Source organism: Pseudomonas wuhanensis, assembly GCF_030687395.1.
Classification (GTDB): domain Bacteria; phylum Pseudomonadota; class Gammaproteobacteria; order Pseudomonadales; family Pseudomonadaceae; genus Aquipseudomonas; species Aquipseudomonas wuhanensis.
Map to the genome: position 1 here is coordinate 5,964,020 of NZ_CP117430.1, position 18,475 is coordinate 5,982,494.

Here is an 18,475-nt window from a genome sequence, read left to right on the forward strand (position 1 = left end):
TTGCCCGCGATAGCGTCAGCACATTCAACATCTGAGTGACTGACAGATTGCTATCGCGGGCAAGCCCGCTCCCACAGTGTTCTTCATGGGTTCAAAGGAGGCCGTCAGTCGAACGTAATCCCCTGAGCCAACGGCAACTCCAGCGAATAGTTCACGGTATTGGTCTGACGACGCATGTACCCGCGCCATGCATCCGAACCGGATTCACGACCACCGCCCGTTTCCTTCTCGCCGCCAAACGCGCCGCCGATTTCTGCGCCGCTCGGGCCGATGTTGACGTTGGCGATGCCGCAATCGCTGCCCACCGCCGACATGAACCGCTCGGCTTCACGCACGTCGGTGGTGAAGATGCACGACGACAGGCCTTGTGGTACGGCGTTGTTCAGGCGCAACGCCTCTTCGAAATCGTTGTAACCGATCACGTACAGAATCGGCGCGAAGGTTTCGTCGCGCACCACATCGCTCTGCTCCGGCATTTCGACGATGGCTGGCGAAACGTAGTAAGCATTGGGAAATTTGTCTTCCAGCTGACGCTGGCCGCCGAACACCCGGCCGCCTTCGCTCAAGGCCTGCTCCAGCGCGTCCTGCATGTTGTCGAAGCTGTGCTTGTCGATCAGCGGCCCGACCAGATTGCCTTCCAGCGGATGGCCGATGCGCACCTTGGAGTAAGCGGCTTTCAGGCGGGTGATGATTTCTTCCTTCACCGACTCATGGGCGATCAGGCGACGCAACGTGGTGCAACGCTGTCCGGCGGTGCCGACGGCGCTGAACAGAATCGCCCGTACGGCCATGTCCAGATCGGCGCTTGGGCCGAGGATCATCGCGTTGTTGCCGCCCAGCTCCAGAATGCTGCGGGCAAAACGTGCCGCGATTTTCGGCGCCACTTCACGGCCCATGCGGGTGCTGCCGGTGGCACTGACCAGCGCGACACGCGGGTCATCGACCAAGGCTTCGCCAGCATCGCGACCACCGATGATCACCTGGCTCAGGTGCGGCGGGGCGTCGCTGAAGTTCTTCAGGACGCGGTCGAACAGCGCCTGGCAAGCCAGTGCGGTCAACGGGGTTTTCTCCGACGGTTTCCAGATCACCGGGTTACCGCAGACCAGTGCCAGCGTGGCGTTCCAGGCCCAAACGGCGACCGGGAAGTTGAACGCACTGATCACGCCAACGACGCCCAGCGGGTGCCAGGTTTCGCGCATGTGGTGGCCAGGACGCTCGGAGGCGATGGTCAAACCGTACAGCTGACGGGACAGACCGACCGCGAAGTCGCAGATGTCGATCATTTCCTGAACCTCACCCAAACCTTCCTGAGTGATCTTGCCAGCTTCCCAGGACACCAGCTCCCCGAGGTCGGCTTTGTATTCGCGCAGGATGTCACCCAATTGGCGCACCAATTCGCCACGGCGCGGCGCCGGCACCTTGCGCCACAGTTCGAACGCATGATCTGCGCGACTGATGTGCTGCTCGACTTCAGCGGCGCCTTCCCAGTTCACGGCGGCAATCCGGCTGCCATCGATAGGCGAATGCACCGGCACTTTGCCGTTCTGATACAGGGCCGGGTTCACACCAAGACGATCAAGCAATGCGGCAACCATGGGTCACTCCTCAAGCAAAAAACAGAAAACGTTCAGCTGGATTAACCCGGCTGATCAGACCTGTAGTTTTAGCTCCCCGGAGGTTACCCAACAAACGACCTTTAAGAGAGATATCATTCCGTTTATTCATGCTGCGAATCTGCCGGTAAAAAAGAGCATAGAGAAACAAGAAAAAGGACCACCCATGCTGAATAAACGCTACTTGCCGTCGATCACCGCGTTGCAGTGTTTCGAGGCCGTGACCCGGCATTTGAGCTTCACCCGTGCCGCCGAAGAGCTGAACCTGACGCAGAGCGCCGTGAGCAAACAGGTCGCGCAACTCGAAGAATTGCTGCAACACCTGTTGTTCCGCCGGGTGCGCCGACGCCTGCAAATGACCCCCGCCGGCGATTTGTACCTGGTGGAAGTGCGAAAAATCCTCACCCAAGTCGAAATGTCGACCCATTACCTGCGCTCCTACGGCGGTGATACCGAAGTCTTGCGCGTCTCGACGCCTCCGACCTTCGGTGCGCGCTGGCTGGTGCCGCGCCTGAAAGGCTGGCGCCTGCGCCATCCGTCGATCCATCTGGACCTGTGCAGCGAACAGGAAGCCGATGATCTGCTGCAAGGTCGCAGCGACCTGGCGTTCTACTTTGGCCAGGGCTCTCGGCCCGGCACCGAATGCCTGAAGCTGTTTGGCGAGGAGCTGGTGCCGGTCTGCGCGCCGGGCAGCCTGCCGGACACGCCGTTCACCGACCCTACGCAACTCACTGACCTGGTCCTGCTGCAAAATGCTTCCCGGCCTCAAGCCTGGCACGACTGGTTCGACAGCCAGGGCTACCACACTGAACACAGCTACCACGGCCCGCGTTTCGAAACTTTCTACATGTGCATTCGCGCAGCACAGGTCGGCTGCGGCGTAGCGCTGCTGCCGAAGTTTCTGGTGGAAGAGGAATTGGCCGACGGCAAACTGGTCATTCCCTGGAAGCATGCGATGCCCAGCACCGACGCCTATTACCTGGCGTATCCGGAACATTCGGCGGAAGTACCCAAGGTGCGGGATTTTGTGAAGTGGATGCTGGAGCAGATTGATAGTCCGGATGCGCCGCACAATTGAAATATCACACGACTTCTGTGGCGAGGGGGCTTGCCCCCGTTGGGTCGCATAGCGACCCTTCAATCTGACGACCTGGTTTGTCAGGATCACTGCGGCCTCACGAAATAACAAAGAGCCCGTCGACAACGCTGGTTTGCGCGAGGCGTCCGCGCAAATCATCGTCGATAACGGGATCATCCATGCTGTATAGCCGCACCTTGCGATACACATCGATTCGATTGATCTCCTGACCGAGATATTCCCAAACAACACGCGAACACGCGGGAGTGCGATGGTCCGCAGCGGAAACGCCCATTTTCAAGCCGTTGAGCCGAGTAATACAGCTTTTGAAGCTAGGAATAAGGATGGTTTGGCTGACTTCGTTGGAGGTCAGCGATTCGTAATCAATGAGAAACAAGCGATCCTGCAGGTAGTAGGCTACTCCCACATACCGATACTGCTCATACTCCTCTTCCGCGCCGACTATTTGTAAACGCTCATTTCGTTCGTACACGAAGTGCTGGTCTTCTTCATATACATGCACCAGAGCGCAAATAATAGAGCCAGGCTCCGTCATCGCGTGATAATACTCATAGTAGTAACCCGTGTAGGCTTTTATTTGCAAAGAAGACTGTTGCCGAAGGTGCTCAAGTATTCGTTCCGGCGCCGATACCTCGCGAGAAATATTTATTCGCGCCGCCTTGCCACCAATAAGGTTGACAAACTGATCAGTCGGCAGACCTATTTCGAACTCTTCCACTCCAAAAAAATCACAAATACGCTTTAGGTTAAAAGCTGTTGGAACGCTATTCCCACACAGGTATTTATTAAATTGCCCACGATTAATCCGAAGCTTCCTACAGACTTCAGCGACAGATCGGTAGTGACTACACAGCAGCCTTAAGTTAGCAGGTAGAAAATCACGCATATTAAGCCATCACAACAGCGTCAGAAGGCGCAACCATAGCAGCTACTCGCATCACATTTAAGCAACTTGCGAAATTGCGCAAAATGATAGATGACCTGATATTACGGGACCTGACGGACTTCAGGGTTTCGCACACCATCGATTCACTAGCACTCTTAAAATAGCAAGGAGCTTTGAATGCTTGACGTCATCAATGACTTTCTCTCTGGAAAGGTTTTGATACCTTTAGTTCTAGGACTTGGAACCTACTTCACCATCCGGTCACGATTTGTGCAGCTTCGCTACTTCGTACACATGATTTCTGTATTACGTGGCAGCTCGCATACCGGGAACAACCACTTGAGCTCATTGCAGGCATTGACGCTCAGCCTGGCCGGACGGGTCGGAACCGGCAATATCGTTGGCGTCGGCATTGCCGTGAGCATGGGCGGTCCCGGTGCAGTGTTCTGGATGTGGATGACCGCTCTACTGGGGATGTCGAGTAGCTTTTTCGAATGCGCACTGGGTCAACTCTACAAGCGCTGCGATGCAAACGGTCAATATCGTGGGGGCCCGTCCTGGTACATCCAGCACGGCTTGGGCAAACGCTGGCTCGGAACGATTGCTGCGCTCCTGCTTTTAGTGACCTTCGGGTTTGCCATCAATGGCCTTGAGTCTCATGCCGTATCGCATTCTCTCAACAATGCCTTTGGTTTATCGATGACATGGTCCGGGCTCACGCTATCTTTGTTGCTGGGTATCGTGTTCGTGGGCGGTATAAAGCGCATCGCGGCGGTCGCCGACTTATTGGTTCCCCTTAAAGTTGTTGCCTATATCGGTGTAACGCTTTACGTGATCGTGTTGCAAATCGACCAGGTCCCCGGAGTGCTGCTCAGCATTGTCAAAAGCGCGTTCGGACTGGATCAGGCTTTTGGCGGGCTGGTGGGCAGTGCAATCATTATGGGGGTGAGGCGCGGAGTGTTCTCCAATGAAGCAGGACTGGGCAGTGCGCCTAACGTCGCCTCTGCAGCAAAAATCGCCCACCCTATAGCACAAGGCGTGGTGCAGGCGTTCAGTGTCTTCATCGACACCATCGTTATTTGTACGTGCACCGCGTTGATCATTTTACTTTCCGGTTTTTATGCTCCCGGTTTCGAAGGCGACGGCATCGCGTTGGCACAAAACTCGCTGGCTGAGGTAGTAGGCGATTGGGGTCGGATGTTTATCAGCGTGGTACTTGCCCTGTTTGTGTTCACGGCAATGCTCTACAACTACTACCTGGGAGAAAACAGTTTACGATTCATCTTCGCAGCGCCGCATAAATCGTTAATTGCGTACCGCATATTCGTATTGATGCTGGTCTTTTGGGGTTCGGTTGAAGACCTTTCCACGGTGCTCGCGTTTGCCGACATCACCATGACATTTTTGGCCTTGGTGAACCTTATTGCGATGACACTGCTATTCAAAGTCTGTATGCGAATCCTGGGCGACTATGATGAACAACGTCGCGCAGGAACTAAAACCCCCGTTTTTGACTCAAGCAAATTCAGGGATCTGGATCTCGATTTGACAGCTTGGCCCGCGATAACAAATCCTCTCCCGCCGAAGAACCCTGTTTGTGAGGATCGCGCCCCAGCTAAAGCTCAGATCACATAAATCCCAATGAACGCTGAACCATTGCACTTATGCGATGGTTCAGCAGACAAACAATGCCTTGGCAACATCATCATCCATAAAAAAACAATTACTCGCGCCCTCCAGCGCGCTCGAGGAGTTCGTCTGTGAATCGCTATCAGCCCCTTAAATCCAACGCATCTGACATTCCAACTTTTTATATAGACTCGCACGTTGCACCCCACCTGTTATTTGAAGATGCCTGCTTCAGAATACGCGCTGCCACGAGCTTTTTAGAGGCGCTGACCTCTGTAACCGTTAAACATACTAATGATGCTGATTTTTTCCGCCTGATACTTCCAGCCTATTTATTGCTACAGGACGGTGTCGACGCGCTGGACCAAATAACATTTAAAGGATTGTAAATCATGGCCAAATCGACGACCCATGAAATGATAAAAGCAGCAATGATCAAGGCAATTGAAACAGGGCTTATTCCTCGTCACTCCCACCTTGATGGCTATATAAGAAGTTGGGAAAGCCTGACGCTTGTCATCCAGGCAGCGCTTGAGGCAACAGCAGATAATTGAGGAACCACAGGTGTTTGCATTTGAAGGTGCCAGCAACAGGTGATCATTCCATCATGAACACAAAAAAAGCTGGCAATCCCCACCGTTGATATGCGCCACTAGCCCCATTCATTGAAACAGCTGCAACGTCGCCGCCACGGGCCGCGGCCACCCTGGAGAACCCCGTTATGAGCGAGAGTGTGTTTGCCGATCGCATCGTGCAGAACCTGCTCGACACCGACTTCTACAAACTGACGATGATGCAGGCGGTGCTGCACAACTACCCTAACGTGGAAGTCGAATGGGAGTTTCGTTGCCGTAACAGCGAGGATCTGCGCCCATACCTGGCGGAGATCCGCTTTCAGATCGAGCGCCTGGCCGAGTTGAGCCTGAGTGCCGATCAGTTGAGTTTCCTGGAGCGCATCAGCTTTCTGAAACCGGATTTCCTGCGCTTTCTCGGGCTGTTCCGCTTCAACCTGCGCTACATCCACACCGGCATTGAAAACGGCGAGTTGTTCATCCGCCTGCGCGGGCCGTGGCTGCACGTGATTCTGTTCGAAGTGCCGCTGCTGGCCATGGTCAGCGAAGTGCGCAACCGCTATCGCTACCGGGAAATAGTCCTGGAACAGGCTCGCGAACAACTCTATCGCAAGTTCGACTGGCTCACCGCCAATGCCAGCGCGGACGAATTGTCCGAGTTGCAGGTAGCCGATTTCGGCACCCGCCGTCGCTTCTCGTACCGTGTACAGGAAGAAGTGGTGAACGTGCTCAAGCATGACTTCCCCGGTCGCTTCGTCGGCACCAGCAACGTGCACCTGTCCCGAGAGCTGGACATGAAGCCGCTGGGCACCATGGCCCACGAATGGATCATGGCCCACCAGCAACTCGGTCCGCGGCTGATCGACAGCCAGATTGCCGCCCTCGACTGCTGGGTCCGCGAATACCGCGGGTTGCTGGGGATCGCCCTGACCGACTGCATCACCTCCGATGCCTTCCTCAACGATTTCGACCTGTTCTTTGCCAAGCTCTTCGACGGCTTGCGTCACGACTCCGGTGATCCGGTGCAGTGGGCGGAAAAAGCCATCGCCCACTATCACAAGCTTGGCATCGACCCGATGAGCAAGACCCTGGTGTTTTCCGACAGCCTGACCCTACCCAAATCTCTGGAGATTTTTCGGGCATTGCGCGGTCGGATCAATGTGAGCTTCGGTATTGGCACCAACCTGACGTGCGATATTCCGGGTGTCGAACCAATGAGCATCGTGCTTAAAATGACGGCCTGCAACGGCCAGCCAGTGGCCAAGATCTCTGATGAGCCTGGCAAGACTCACTGCAAAGACCCGAATTTCGTCGCCTATTTGCGACATGTTTTCCAAGTACCTGCCGCCATTTCCAGCCCATCTAGCAAGGAGTGAATTCATGCAAGCCGTACAGCGTGAGATTGCTGAACAGCTCAAGGTCCAACCGCCCTTCGCGGATCAACTCGCCCTCGAGGCTGAAGTTGCCCGGCGGATTTCCTTCATTCAGGACTGCCTGGTCAATGCCGGGCTCAAGACGCTGGTGCTGGGCATCAGCGGCGGCGTCGACTCCCTGACCGCCGGCCTGCTGGCCCAGCGCGCCATGCGTGAACTGCGCGAGCGCACTGGTGATGCCAGTTACAAGTTCATCGCCGTGCGCCTGCCTTATGGCGTCCAGTTCGACGAACATGATGCCCAGGCCTCAGTGGATTTCATTGCCCCCGACGAGCGCCACACTGTAAACATCGCCCCGGCGGTCAAATCCCTGGCCAGCGAAGTGGCGGCCTTCGAGGGTAAGGAGGCGGTGCAGAAGGATTTCGTGCTGGGCAACACCAAGGCGCGGATGCGCATGGTCGCGCAATACACCATCGCTGGCGCGGCTCACGGCCTGGTGATCGGCACCGATCACGCGGCAGAAGCGGTGATGGGCTTCTTCACCAAATTCGGTGACGGCGCCTGCGACCTCGCACCACTGAGCGGCCTGGTGAAAAATCAGGTCCGGGCGATTGCCCGCAGCTTCGGCGCGCCGGAGTCGCTGGTGGAAAAAATCCCGACCGCCGACCTCGAAGACCTGTCGCCGGGCAAACCGGACGAAGTGTCCCACGGCGTGACCTATGCCGAGATCGATGCCTTCCTGCATGGCGAACCGGTGCGTGAAGAAGCGTTCAAGATCATCTGCAACACGTACAAAAAGACCCATCACAAGCGTGTGATGCCGTTCGCGCCATAAGGACGTCGGCGTCTGTACCGACGCCTTCGCGGGCAAGCCACGCTCCCACAGGTTTTGTGTTGGACGCCGGTAATGGGCACGACACACATCCTGTGGGAGCGTGGCTTGCCCGCGAAGAACGATGACGCGGTCAACCGTCAGGCACAAAAAAAGCGTCCCGAGCGGACGCTTTTTTATGCGCTTGATTCGATTACTTCAGAGTAACAGTGCCTTTCATCATCGAGATATGGCCTGGGAACGAGCAGAAGAAACCGTACTTTTCAGCAGCATTGAGCTTCGACACATCGAAAGTTACCGAATCGGTTTCCTTGGCGCCGATGACTTTGGTGTGAGCGATGACGCGAGCATCACCTTCTTTCAGGTAACTCTTGTCGAGACCTGCCGCCAGGCCATCGGTAGCGATCGGCTGCATGTCGGCTTCTTTGCTCAGCACCCAGTTATGGCCCATGACGTTTTTCGGCAGGCTGCCGGAGTGAGTCAATTCAACGGTGAAGGTCTTGCAGCTTTTGTCGATTTCAATGGCCTTGGTGTTGAAGGACATCTGGTCGGTGGAGTCGATGGTCGTCTTGCACTCGGCAGCCATCAATTGGCTGCTGGCCAGTGTCAGGAGGGATACCGCAACAAGTTTGGCAAACATGGTGAATCTCCAAGGCAGGGTTAACAAAAGTGCTAATGGACAGAAGACTGCCTGAAATCTTCGCAAGTTCCTATGACCTGAATCAAAAATTGTATACAACTTTTGGGCTATGACACTCATCGAAACAATCTACCAGCCAAGCGTCTGGCACGGCCCTATCATCAGGGCCGTCATCTCTCATCCGGAGCGTCTGTCATGTCTTTCAACCGTTTATTGAGCAGTTTGCTCGCCGCTTATGCCTGTGGCGCCAGCGGTACCTGTGAAACACCTGAACGCGAGGTTTAACCCTTGGAACGATGCAAGCCTGCCTTTACTCTGTGGCCCTGATGACCATGGAGTAAGGCATGTCTTTAGCGTCCGTTTGTGTATTTTGCGGTGCCAGCACTGGCACTAACCCGGCTTATCGTGAAGCGGCTGTCGCCCTGGGGCGAGCATTGGCCGTGCGCAAGCTGACTCTGGTCTATGGCGGCGGCGCCGTCGGGCTGATGGGGATTGTGGCCGATGCCGCACTGGCGGCCGGCGGTGAAGTGATCGGGATCATCCCGCAGAGCCTCAAGGACAAGGAAATCGGCCACAGCGGCCTGACCCGCCTGGAAGTGGTCGACGGCATGCATGCGCGCAAGGCGCGAATGGCCGAGCTCAGCGATGCCTTCATCGCGCTGCCCGGCGGCCTTGGCACGCTGGAAGAACTGTTCGAAGTCTGGACCTGGGGTCAGCTCGGCTATCACGGAAAACCGCTGGGTTTGCTGGAAGTGAACGGTTTCTACAGCAAATTGACGTCTTTTCTTGATCATATCGTCGGCGAAGGCTTCGTTCGCGAAGCGCACCGTGACATGCTGCAAATGAGCGAATCGCCGCAAACCCTGCTCGACGCACTGGACGCCTGGCAACCCTCGGTACCGCCAAAATGGACCGAGCAAAAACCCAGCTAACGGCTCGGCATCGATACAGGGCAGAATATGCGCCGCTCAACCTCACCTTCGACCCCAGAGGATCGCCCATGGCTAAACCTAATTATTCCTTCGCCAAACGTCAGAGAGACTTGGCCAAGGAGCAGAAGAAAGAGGAAAAGCTTCAGCGCAAGAAAGCTACAGCTGAAGAAGAAGCAGCAGCACTGAACCCGGATACCGAAGGCGAAGTGGCTACAGACGAAGCTGAAGCACCGAAAGATCAGGCGCCCGACGCCTGAGACCCTCAGGGCCCGATGATCTGATCAGGCCCACCGGATCTGTGTCCAGGGTCAGCAACGATGTTGCTGACCCTCACAGTCCCATCTGAAATCCCTCTCAAAAAATTGCACATTCCCTGTGTGGGCTTGCTCGCGAAAGCGGCGGCACATCCAACATCTATGTGGCTGACTGGCCGCTTTCGCGCGGATCTTCGTTACTCCAATGGCATTACGGTAACTCGTACCTCCGGGTCGTGGCTGCCACCGCCCAGGATCACCCCACGCAACGGCGACACATCGGAAAAATCCCGGCCCCAGGCCAGGGTGATGTGCTTCAGCGCCGGTTGCACATTATTGGTCGGGTCGAAATCCACCCACCCCAGCACCGGACAAAACACCGACACCCAGGCATGAGACGCATCGGCGCCGATCAGCCGTGGCTGGCCCGGAGGGGGCTGGGTCAGCAGGTAGCCGCTGATGTACCGCGCCGCTAATCCACGGGAGCGCACACAAGCGAGCATCAAGTGCGCAAAGTCCTGGCAAACCCCTCGCCGCCTCTCCAGCACTTCCACCAGCGGCGTTGCCACTTGGGTCGCTTCGGCGTCGAAGGTGAATTCGCTGAAGATCTTCTCCATCAATGCCTGAACCCCCAGCAGCAATGGCCGGCCAGGAGGAAAACAACTTTCGGAGAACTCGACGAAGCTGCGCTTCAAATGCACATAAGGCGACTCAAACCGGTAACGGCAGGCTTCCAGCAGTTCAGGAGAGAGCGGCTGACTGCTGTAGGTCAGCGCATTGCAGGTTTCTTCCCAGGCTGACGATTGATTGAGGTCCAGCGATGGTCGGGCCAGCACTTCGACCGTCAGGCTGGCATTGACCAGCAACTCATCGTGGGGCCGCTCGAACGCCAGCCGGGTCAGCGGATTGCCAAACACGTCCAGCTCATCCCGGCGCGAAGTCGGGTCGGGGCTGATCTGTAACTGCTGTTCGGTACAGCGCTGCCAGGCACAGGTTCGTGGCCACAGATGCGCCAGTTGCTGGGCCAGGGACACCGGGCTGTCATAGTGATAATGGGTGTCGTGGAAAATCTGGTAATGGGCATTCATCAGACGGACACCGTGCGTTGGCTGACATCATCGACATGGGCGAAATGGCGCAAGGCCAGGCGATCCGATACTTGTCCGCTGGCATCGGCGATTTCCTGCAACAGATCGGCCAACCCCTCGATGGCGGCGCGAACACTGGCCTCGCCGAACAGTGAGTTTTCCAGGCAACCCAGATCGAAGCGCGCCAACCGCTCCACCAACTGCGGCAGACCTGTTTCACGCGGCGCACCAAAGTCGTCGTTCAAGCGCTTCAACGTGCGGGTTACCAGTTTCAACTGGAACAACACGGCATGAGGGTTCTGCTCGTCGAGCAACAACAGGTCCAGCACCGGGATCAATTGCGCCACCGCCAAGTACCGAGAGCGGTAGGTGATGCTGCTGTTGCCCAGCTCCAGCAGCCATTCCAGCCCGGCCTGATCGAAAGTCCCGGCGCCACGCAGAAACGCTGCCAGGCTGCCGCTGAGAAACTGCAGCCGCTCGATCCGTCGCCCGATCATCAGGAAACGCCAGCCTTCATCCCGGGTCATGTCATCCAGGGCGAAACCGGACAGCGCCGCCAGCGACATCACCAGTCGGTTGAGGAAATCCAGTAGCTCGCCGAAATCCGGCTCCTCGGTTTCCAGTTCCATGGCCTCGCGCTGCAATTCCACCAGCGCTTGCCAGTTCTCTCGCGAGAGCTTGCCGCGTACTTGCGACGCCGCCCACTGCAAACGTTGCAGGTTGGAGCGCAGGCTGAACGGCCAATCATCGCCGAGCAGCGCCGCCAGCAATCGCTCCGGCAACTCGCCCTCCTCCGGCAACAGATTCAAACGTTCACCGAGATCGACTGCCGCCTCCAGGGCTTGCGGGTCATCGCCATCGACATAGCGCGCCAGCATGATCCGCAGCAGCCGCGCGCTGTCATCGCAGCGCTCACAGTAGCGGCCGAACCAGAACAGGTTCTCGACCACCCGCGATGGCAGATACGGATCGCGTCGCACCAGATCGTGAACGCCAATGTTGCGCTGGGCTTTCCATTGTTCACCGCTGGGCGGGCGATCGCCCAACACCCAAGTGTCCTTGCTTGCGCCGCCGCGCTGCATCGACACCACTTCGGCGTCAGCTTCGGCGGCAACCCGGGTCAGCCCGCCGGGCAGTACTCGATAGCCGTCCCGACTGGCCACCGCATACACGCGCATGCCAATGGCCCGCGGCTGCAACTGGCCACCTTCGGCCTGCCAGATCGGTGCTTGGGACAGCTGCGCCAATTCTTGCGCAACATAGGCGTAAGGCCGTGCCTGCATGCGCTCGGCCAGCGCCTGGCGCTGTTTTTCACTCAAATCACGACCAAACACCGGGGCGAAGCTCTGCGACGGAAACGCCGGTTTGATCAACAGCTCCGGGAGTTTTTCCAGGGCCTGAGCCAGCACCGGCGCTTCACCGCACCACCAGGTCGCAATGGACGGCAGGATCAGTTCTTCACCGAACAGGAATTGATTGATCTTCGGCAGGAAACCCAGCAACCCCGGCGACTCCAGCACGCCGCTGCCTAGGGCATTGGCCACCAGCACCCGGCCCTGACGCACGGCTTCGAGCAGCCCCGGCACGCCTAGGGCCGAGTCGGTGCGCAGCTCCAGCGGGTCGCAGAAATCATCATCGAGCCGACGCATGATCGCGTGAACCCGACGCAGGCCGCTCAAGGTTTTCAGGTAGACCGTGGCATCCCGGACGGTCAGGTCACCGCCCTCCACCAACGGATAACCAAGCTGGCGAGCCAGGTACAAGTGTTCGAAATAGCTTTCGTTGAAACGCCCCGGCGTCAGCAGCACCACCAGCGGCGCTTCGTCATCACTAGGTGCCTGACGGGCGAGCGTTTCCTGAAGCGTGCGGAAGAATCCGGCCAGGTGCTGCACCTTCAAATCGCGGTACAGCTCGGGGAAGGCCCGGGACACGATGGTGCGGTTTTCCAGCGCGTAGCCGGCACCGGATGGCGCTTGAGTCCGGTCCGCGGTCACCCACCAGCGACCGTCAGGCGTACGCGCCAGATCCACGGCGTACAGATGCAGAAAGGCCCCGTCGGGCGGCGAAATGCCCTGACAGGGCCAGAGGAAGTTGTTGTGACCGAACACCAGCTCAGCCGGCAGCAGGCCTTCGGCGATCAAGCGCTGAGGGCCGTACAGGTCCGCCAGCACAGCATTGAGCAACCGCGCCCGTTGAGCGATCCCGGCCGATAACTGTTCCCACTCATCGGCGGCAATCACATGGGGCAGCAGGTCCAGCTCCCACGGCCGGTCGGCGCCCTTGGGGTCGGCGTAGACGTTATAGGTCACGCCGTTTTCCTGGATCTGTCGGGTCAGCAGCGCCTGACGCTGCACCAATTGCGTTGGCGTGCTGCGTTGCAATTGATCGAACAGCCGTTGCCAGTGCGGGCGCACGGCGCCGCTGTCGTCGAGCAGTTCGTGATAAGTGCCCGCGGTCAGCGGGTAGCGGTCAAGCAGGTCAGGCATGGAAAGCTCGGCAGACAGCAAAGAACGGTCAGACTAACGCAGGCTCATGACGCCCGGATATACGAAAAATCCGAGCGTCGCGTACGGTTTAGAAACGTCGCAAATCGAGAGTCATCGGTAGCTCGTCGTTAATTTCCAGATTCGGTATAGGAAGTTTCCCCGGCGTGTGTCCGACGCGAAAGAAACGCGCCATCCGCCGGCTCTCGGCCTCATTGGCGTTCACCGGCAGGCTGTCGTAGTTGCGCCCGCCCGGATGGGCGACGTGGTACTGACAGCCGCCCAGTGATCGCCCCATCCAGGTGTCGAGCAAGTCGAAAACCAGCGGCGCGTGGACCGGGATGGTCGGTTGCAGACAGTTAGCCGGTTGCCAGGCGCGAAAGCGAACGCCGGCGACGAACTCACCGACCCGCCCCGTGGGTTGCAATGGCACCGGGATGCCATTGCAGGTCAGCAGATAACGCTGGGGCGGCAGGCCGCTGAGCTTGACCTGCAAACGCTCCAGCGACGAATCCACGTAACGCACCGTGCCACCTGCCGCGCCCTCCTCGCCGAGTACATGCCAAGGCTCCAGCGCCTGACGCAATTCCAGTTGGATGCCGCTGACGGCGTAATCACCGACCTTGGGAAAGCGGAACTCCAGATGCGCCGCGAACCACTCGGCCCGCACGGGGTAACCGGCGGCATTGAGGTCGACGATCACATCAGCGAAATCCTGCTCGATAAAGTGCGGCAACAGGAACCGGTCGTGCAGTTCGGTGCCCCAACGCGCGAGTTTCGGTGGTGCATAAGGCTCGCGCCAGAAGCGAGCCAGCAACGCCCGCAGCAACAACTGCTGAGCCAGGCTCATGCGTGCATGGGGCGGCATTTCAAAGGCTCGCAGTTCCAGTAATCCAAGGCGCCCGGTGGCGCCGTCCGGCGAATAGAGTTTGTCGATGCAGAACTCGGCGCGGTGGGTGTTACCGGTCACGTCGATCAGCAAATTGCGCAACAAGCGATCCACCAGCCATGGCGGGCATTCTTCGCCCGGCTTCGGCATCTGTGCGAAGGCGATTTCCAGTTCATACAGCGAATCGTTGCGCGCTTCATCCACCCGCGGCGCCTGGGATGTCGGGCCGATGAACAGTCCGGAAAACAGGTAGGACAAGGACGGGTGGTTGTGCCAGTAGCTGATCAGGCTGCGCAGCAAATCCGGACGGCGCAGAAACGGCGAGTCTGCCGGGGTCGCTCCACCCAATACGAAATGGTTGCCGCCACCAGTGCCGGTATGCCGGCCGTCGATCATGAACTTCTCGGTGGTGAGTCGAGTCTGGCGCGCCTCTTCGTAAAGAAACTCGGTGCGCTCCACCAACTCGTCCCAGGTGGCAGACGGCTGGACGTTGACCTCAATCACTCCCGGATCCGGAGTAATGCGGAAGTTGCTCAGGCGCGGATCGCTCGGCGGTTCATAGCCTTCCAGCAACACCGGGCAATGCAATTCCTCGGCGGCGGCTTCGATGGCGGCGACCAGTTCCAGATAGTCCTCGACCCGCTCCAATGGCGGCATGAACAGGTACAACCGGCCTTCTCGCGCTTCGGCGCAGAAGGCGGTGCGGGTCAGCCAATCGGCGGACTCATCGATCTTTGGCGCGCGCTCGTCGGCGGTTTGCGGTTGAGCGTGATTCTGTAGCTGCTCGGTGCCCGGCAGCTCAGGAAAATCCTGATTCGGGTCGACAGGATGAATGAACGGATACTCCGCTGCCTTCACCCAGGGCTGCGAACCGAGTGGCAAGCGATACCCCAGCGGCGAATCCCCCGGCACCAACCGGCAATGTTCTTCCCGCAGATACCAGCGACCGCTCTGCCATTGATCGCCCTTGGCGGTGCGTGCCAGCGGCAGGACCTGGCCGATAACCTTGTCCAGGCCCTGACTGAAGACTTTGCGCAGGCGCGCACGCTCCAAAGGTTCTTCCAGGCGTGAGTCTTCGGCGCTGACGTTCTGCGGCAAAGCGCCTTCGCGCCAGAGGTAATAGAAATTGTCTTCGTAGGCCGGGAACACAAAGCGGGTCGGAATTTTCAAGCGTTCGGCGACACTCGCCAGAAAACGCCCGGCCAGTTCGCCATCGGCGCCGTAGTCGTCCTGCTCATCGGCGATCAGCGCGCTGTTGTGCCAGATCGGCACGCCGTCGCGGCGCCAGTAGCAGTTCAGCGACCAGCGCGGCAGTTGCTCGCCGGGGTACCACTTGCCCTGACCGAAATGCACCAGCCCCTTGGGTGCGTAATGCTTGCGCATGCGCTGGAACAGCTCGGCCGACAGCCGACGCTTGTCCGGCCCGAGCGCCGCGGTGTTCCACTCGGCACCGTCCGGGTCATCGATGGAAACGAACGTCGGCTCACCGCCCATGGTCAGGCGCACGTCGCCTTCGAGCAGGTCGGCATCGATCTGCCGGCCCAATGCCTGAATCGCCAGCCATTGCTCTTCGGTGTAGGGCTTGGTAACCCGCGGCGCTTCCCAAATCCGCTCGACCGACATCTCGTGGGTGAATTCGCACTCGCACGGTTCCACCAAGCCACTGATCGGTGCCGCAGAGGACGGATCGGGACTACAGGCCAATGGAATGTGTCCTTCGCCGGCAAACAACCCTGAAGTCGCGTCCAGGCCGATCCAGCCAGCACCGGGCAAATAGACCTCGCACCAGGCGTGCAGGTCAGTGAAGTCCACTTCGGTGCCCGAGGGACCGTCAAGGCTTTTGACATCGGCGGTCAACTGAATCAGGTAACCGGACACGAAACGCGCCGCCAGGCCGAGGTTGCGCAGCAATTGCACCAGCAACCATGCCGAGTCGCGGCAGGAACCGGACGCATGCTCGAGGGTGTATTCCGGGGTCTGTACACCTGGCTCCATGCGAATCAGGTAGCCGATGTCTTCGCTGAGGCGCTGGTTGAGCGCGACCAGGAAATCCACGCTCGGTAGCGGCGTGCGATCGATGCCCTCCAGATAGGCCTTGAATGTCGGCGTCAGGGGCAAGGTTTCCAGGTACGGCGCCAGCTCTTTGCGCTCATCCGCGGCATAGGTGAAAGGGATTTTTTCGGCGTAGGGCTCGAGGAAAAAGTCGAACGGATTGAAGACCGCCATCTCCGCCAGCAAATCGACCTCGATCCGCAGCTCATCGGTTTTCTCCGGGAATACCAACCGCGCCAGGTAATTGCCCTGGGGATCCTGCTGCCAGTTGATGAAATGCTGCTCGGGCGAGACTTTCAGCGCATAGGACAGTATCCGCGTGCGGCTGTGGGCAGCCGGGCGCAGCCGAACGATCTGCGGACCGAGCTCGACGGCACGGTCGTAGCGGTAATGCGTGACGTGATGCAATGCGACATGAATCGACACGGCGGCCTCCTGCGAGCCAGGGCATAGACACAAGCGCGCAAGACTTATGCCAGAGCGGCGGTCATTGCGCTTTATCGACAGACCCGGTGCAGTACAGCACCAAAACGGAGCCGTGGCTGTGGTTATAGTGCGAGGGTTGCGCATATTTGTGGCGCACGTGTGAGGGGCGGGTGCTGAGTCCACCCAACTAACGGGCTTTGTGCTTTGCAATAACAGCTTGGCGCAAGTGACGTACTTCAAGCAGCTTCTGGCGCATCTCGCGGTGACGTTTGCTATTGAGCAGCAATAGTGTCAACAGTGGGAACAGCAACGTCACCGCATAAGTCAGGGGATGCACCTCATATGCAATGGTGGGCAGTACCCCAAGAAAACAAAGGGCCAGAAGCACGACCAGAGGCCGCACCCATTGCGGACGACCGCGCGCGACCATGAAATGACAATGCACGACGAAGAGGGTAAGCGCGATCCCCCCGAAAAAAGAGTACTTGGCGTTGTCAGCCAACGGAAGGTTTCTAAAATAGCTTTCGAAAAACAAAGGCACCGCAAAGACCAGGGTAAAAATTGACGCGAATATTGCCCCCATGAAGACCGGGAAATACTTCGATAGAAAATTGCGAATGCTGGGCAGCTCATTCATTGCTCAGCCTCCTCGTACAGGCCTACGGCAATGGTGCGGACATTCCCCGAAATTGCACTGCCGGTAAAACCGATAGCGGCGCCCAAGGCGTCTTTTATCTGAGTGACCGTTGCATGCTTGACCTCGGTGGGCGTGAAACGCCTGGGCAATTCACCCGATAACTGCTTCAACTTGATCATCTTCGACGTCAAGCGCGGGTCGTTGATGCTCAATAGTTCTTTGGTCAGTTTGGCACGTTCCTGTCGATTCAGCCCCCTGAGCACTTCCCTGACACTTTTCCCGGTCGTGGCCTTATTCAGCCTGACCAGTTTGAGCGTTGTCAGCGTGGATGCGCCTACCCCGACCAAGGACGCAGCATCCAGCGCAATCATGGTGTACTGGTACCACTCTTCGCTGTCGAGCTCATCGTTACGGGCAGGGTTGACGATCTCATTGCGGGTCCGATAGCCGCTGGCAAAACACTGCACTGAGCTGGCAGCCGCAGCGGTATAACCGAGCGCAGCGACCACAGTACTTGCCCCTGCCGAAAACGGAATAGCCACGGAGCCACTGAGCACTACGATCCAGCCGATCACTGCACCCGCGCACGATAAAGTGGTGTTGACAGCCTCCCCAACCAGGCGTGATTCGCGCGGATTGTCCTGTACATGCTGCGCAAACTGAGCCGGCGCGATGTACTTCTGCGCCTCGCGCAAAATGATTCGCTTGGGCCTGATACTGCAAATCGGCTTGAACTCGCGCAGGGTCACTACGTTGAATTCGGCGTCGATGTACACCACGCCCGCGCCGACGATTCCGGGGGCGGCGTCGATGGCGGCGAACAGGCGTGGCAGGTTGATCTGGCTTTCGATGCATTGGCGGGCCATGAACTGGGAGGGGCTGTAGTCCATGCCGATACCCGGTAAGGGGTTGCTCATGTAAATCGTCCTTGAAAATCGGGGGTGTGATCTTTGTTGCCTGTGCAGGCGAGTTCCGACTCCCACAGGGTTTGGCGTTGCACAGGAAAATCGATTTCCCGGGCAGCCATTGAAGCGCGCGTCACCTTAGCAAACAGGCCGCACACTCGCTAG

At 58.3% G+C, this 18,475-nt stretch carries 16 protein-coding genes; 8 read left to right on the top strand and 8 right to left on the bottom strand.

The window, feature by feature from the left end:
- Positions 1-104: 104 nt before the first annotated feature.
- Complete coding sequence (gene amaB / locus PSH88_RS27545) at positions 105-1,595, bottom strand: L-piperidine-6-carboxylate dehydrogenase (RefSeq protein WP_305423872.1); 1,491 nt, start codon at positions 1,593-1,595, stop codon at positions 105-107.
- 184 nt (positions 1,596-1,779) lie between these two features.
- Here amaB and PSH88_RS27550 point away from each other — a divergent pair, with 184 nt between their 5' ends.
- Positions 1,780-2,691 carry a LysR family transcriptional regulator gene (locus tag PSH88_RS27550; RefSeq protein ID WP_305423873.1) on the top strand — a complete coding sequence of 304 codons (912 nt, stop codon included), beginning with the start codon at positions 1,780-1,782 and terminating at the stop codon, positions 2,689-2,691.
- A 97-nt stretch (positions 2,692-2,788) separates the two neighbouring features.
- Here PSH88_RS27550 and PSH88_RS27555 read toward each other — a convergent pair whose 3' ends face one another.
- Positions 2,789-3,598 (bottom strand): helix-turn-helix domain-containing protein, encoded by an 810-nt coding sequence (locus PSH88_RS27555; RefSeq protein ID WP_305423874.1) that lies wholly within the window; start codon positions 3,596-3,598, stop codon positions 2,789-2,791.
- A 177-nt stretch (positions 3,599-3,775) separates the two neighbouring features.
- Here PSH88_RS27555 and PSH88_RS27560 point away from each other — a divergent pair, with 177 nt between their 5' ends.
- The 5 genes from PSH88_RS27560 (at position 3,776) to nadE (ending at position 8,007) form a co-directional block, all read left to right on the top strand.
- A complete protein-coding gene (locus PSH88_RS27560) occupies positions 3,776-5,233 on the top strand; it encodes an alanine/glycine:cation symporter family protein (RefSeq protein ID WP_305423875.1) in 1,458 nt (485 codons plus the stop codon).
- 125 nt (positions 5,234-5,358) lie between these two features.
- On the top strand, positions 5,359-5,616 hold the full coding sequence (locus tag PSH88_RS27565) for a hypothetical protein (RefSeq protein WP_305423876.1): 258 nt from the start codon (positions 5,359-5,361) through the stop codon (positions 5,614-5,616).
- 3 nt (positions 5,617-5,619) lie between these two features.
- Positions 5,620-5,781: a hypothetical protein gene (locus PSH88_RS27570; RefSeq protein WP_305423877.1), complete on the top strand. Its 162-nt coding sequence runs from the start codon at positions 5,620-5,622 to the stop codon at positions 5,779-5,781.
- A 167-nt stretch (positions 5,782-5,948) separates the two neighbouring features.
- Positions 5,949-7,175, top strand: a complete 1,227-nt coding sequence (gene pncB, locus PSH88_RS27575; RefSeq protein ID WP_223570425.1) for a nicotinate phosphoribosyltransferase — start codon at positions 5,949-5,951, stop codon at positions 7,173-7,175.
- 4 nt (positions 7,176-7,179) lie between these two features.
- Positions 7,180-8,007 (top strand): NAD(+) synthase, encoded by an 828-nt coding sequence (nadE, locus tag PSH88_RS27580; protein WP_305483419.1) that lies wholly within the window; start codon positions 7,180-7,182, stop codon positions 8,005-8,007.
- 190 nt (positions 8,008-8,197) lie between these two features.
- Here nadE and azu read toward each other — a convergent pair whose 3' ends face one another.
- A complete protein-coding gene (gene azu / locus PSH88_RS27585; RefSeq protein ID WP_305423881.1) occupies positions 8,198-8,644 on the bottom strand; it encodes an azurin in 447 nt (148 codons plus the stop codon).
- Positions 8,645-8,988: 344 nt separating this feature from the next.
- Between azu and PSH88_RS27590 the strand changes: the two genes are divergently transcribed.
- The gene (locus PSH88_RS27590; protein ID WP_305423883.1) at positions 8,989-9,576 is read left to right on the top strand and encodes a cytokinin riboside 5'-monophosphate phosphoribohydrolase; all 588 of its coding nucleotides are present in this window, start codon (positions 8,989-8,991) and stop codon (positions 9,574-9,576) included.
- A gap of 68 nt (positions 9,577-9,644) precedes the next feature.
- On the top strand, positions 9,645-9,833 hold the full coding sequence (locus PSH88_RS27595) for a hypothetical protein (RefSeq protein WP_253546718.1): 189 nt from the start codon (positions 9,645-9,647) through the stop codon (positions 9,831-9,833).
- Between the two features lie 194 nt (positions 9,834-10,027).
- On the opposite strand, the gene PSH88_RS27600 is transcribed toward PSH88_RS27595, so the two are convergent.
- The 5 genes from PSH88_RS27600 to ssp4 form a co-directional block, all read right to left on the bottom strand.
- The gene (locus PSH88_RS27600) at positions 10,028-10,918 is read right to left on the bottom strand and encodes a transglutaminase family protein (protein ID WP_305423884.1); all 891 of its coding nucleotides are present in this window, start codon (positions 10,916-10,918) and stop codon (positions 10,028-10,030) included.
- Complete coding sequence (locus tag PSH88_RS27605; protein WP_305423885.1) at positions 10,918-13,404, bottom strand: circularly permuted type 2 ATP-grasp protein; 2,487 nt, start codon at positions 13,402-13,404, stop codon at positions 10,918-10,920. The genes PSH88_RS27600 and PSH88_RS27605 overlap by 1 nt, the downstream gene beginning before the upstream one ends.
- Before the next feature lie 88 nt (positions 13,405-13,492).
- A complete protein-coding gene (locus PSH88_RS27610) occupies positions 13,493-16,768 on the bottom strand; it encodes a transglutaminase family protein (protein ID WP_305423886.1) in 3,276 nt (1,091 codons plus the stop codon).
- Positions 16,769-16,955: 187 nt separating this feature from the next.
- A complete protein-coding gene (locus PSH88_RS27615) occupies positions 16,956-17,405 on the bottom strand; it encodes a hypothetical protein (RefSeq protein WP_305423888.1) in 450 nt (149 codons plus the stop codon).
- The gene (ssp4, locus tag PSH88_RS27620) at positions 17,402-18,322 is read right to left on the bottom strand and encodes an Ssp4 family T6SS effector (RefSeq protein ID WP_305423889.1); all 921 of its coding nucleotides are present in this window, start codon (positions 18,320-18,322) and stop codon (positions 17,402-17,404) included. The genes PSH88_RS27615 and ssp4 overlap by 4 nt, the downstream gene beginning before the upstream one ends.
- Between the last annotated feature and the right edge of the window lie 153 nt (positions 18,323-18,475).

Bases quoted from the DNA above. Each gene is read 5' to 3' on its own strand.
- PSH88_RS27555 (WP_305423874.1), bottom strand. From the start codon at position 3,598: ATGCGTGATTTTCTACCTGCTAACTTAAGGCTGCTGTGTAGTCACTAC.
- PSH88_RS27605 (WP_305423885.1), bottom strand. From the start codon at position 13,404: ATGCCTGACCTGCTTGACCGCTACCCGCTGACCGCGGGCACTTATCAC.
- PSH88_RS27600 (WP_305423884.1), bottom strand. From the start codon at position 10,918: ATGAATGCCCATTACCAGATTTTCCACGACACCCATTATCACTATGAC.
- amaB (WP_305423872.1), bottom strand. From the start codon at position 1,595: ATGGTTGCCGCATTGCTTGATCGTCTTGGTGTGAACCCGGCCCTGTAT.
- pncB (WP_223570425.1), top strand. From the start codon at position 5,949: ATGAGCGAGAGTGTGTTTGCCGATCGCATCGTGCAGAACCTGCTCGAC.
- ssp4 (WP_305423889.1), bottom strand. From the start codon at position 18,322: ATGAGCAACCCCTTACCGGGTATCGGCATGGACTACAGCCCCTCCCAG.
- PSH88_RS27615 (WP_305423888.1), bottom strand. From the start codon at position 17,405: ATGAATGAGCTGCCCAGCATTCGCAATTTTCTATCGAAGTATTTCCCG.
- PSH88_RS27550 (WP_305423873.1), top strand. From the start codon at position 1,780: ATGCTGAATAAACGCTACTTGCCGTCGATCACCGCGTTGCAGTGTTTC.
- PSH88_RS27560 (WP_305423875.1), top strand. From the start codon at position 3,776: ATGCTTGACGTCATCAATGACTTTCTCTCTGGAAAGGTTTTGATACCT.
- azu (WP_305423881.1), bottom strand. From the start codon at position 8,644: ATGTTTGCCAAACTTGTTGCGGTATCCCTCCTGACACTGGCCAGCAGC.
- nadE (WP_305483419.1), top strand. From the start codon at position 7,180: ATGCAAGCCGTACAGCGTGAGATTGCTGAACAGCTCAAGGTCCAACCG.
- PSH88_RS27570 (WP_305423877.1), top strand. From the start codon at position 5,620: ATGGCCAAATCGACGACCCATGAAATGATAAAAGCAGCAATGATCAAG.
- PSH88_RS27595 (WP_253546718.1), top strand. From the start codon at position 9,645: ATGGCTAAACCTAATTATTCCTTCGCCAAACGTCAGAGAGACTTGGCC.
- PSH88_RS27590 (WP_305423883.1), top strand. From the start codon at position 8,989: ATGTCTTTAGCGTCCGTTTGTGTATTTTGCGGTGCCAGCACTGGCACT.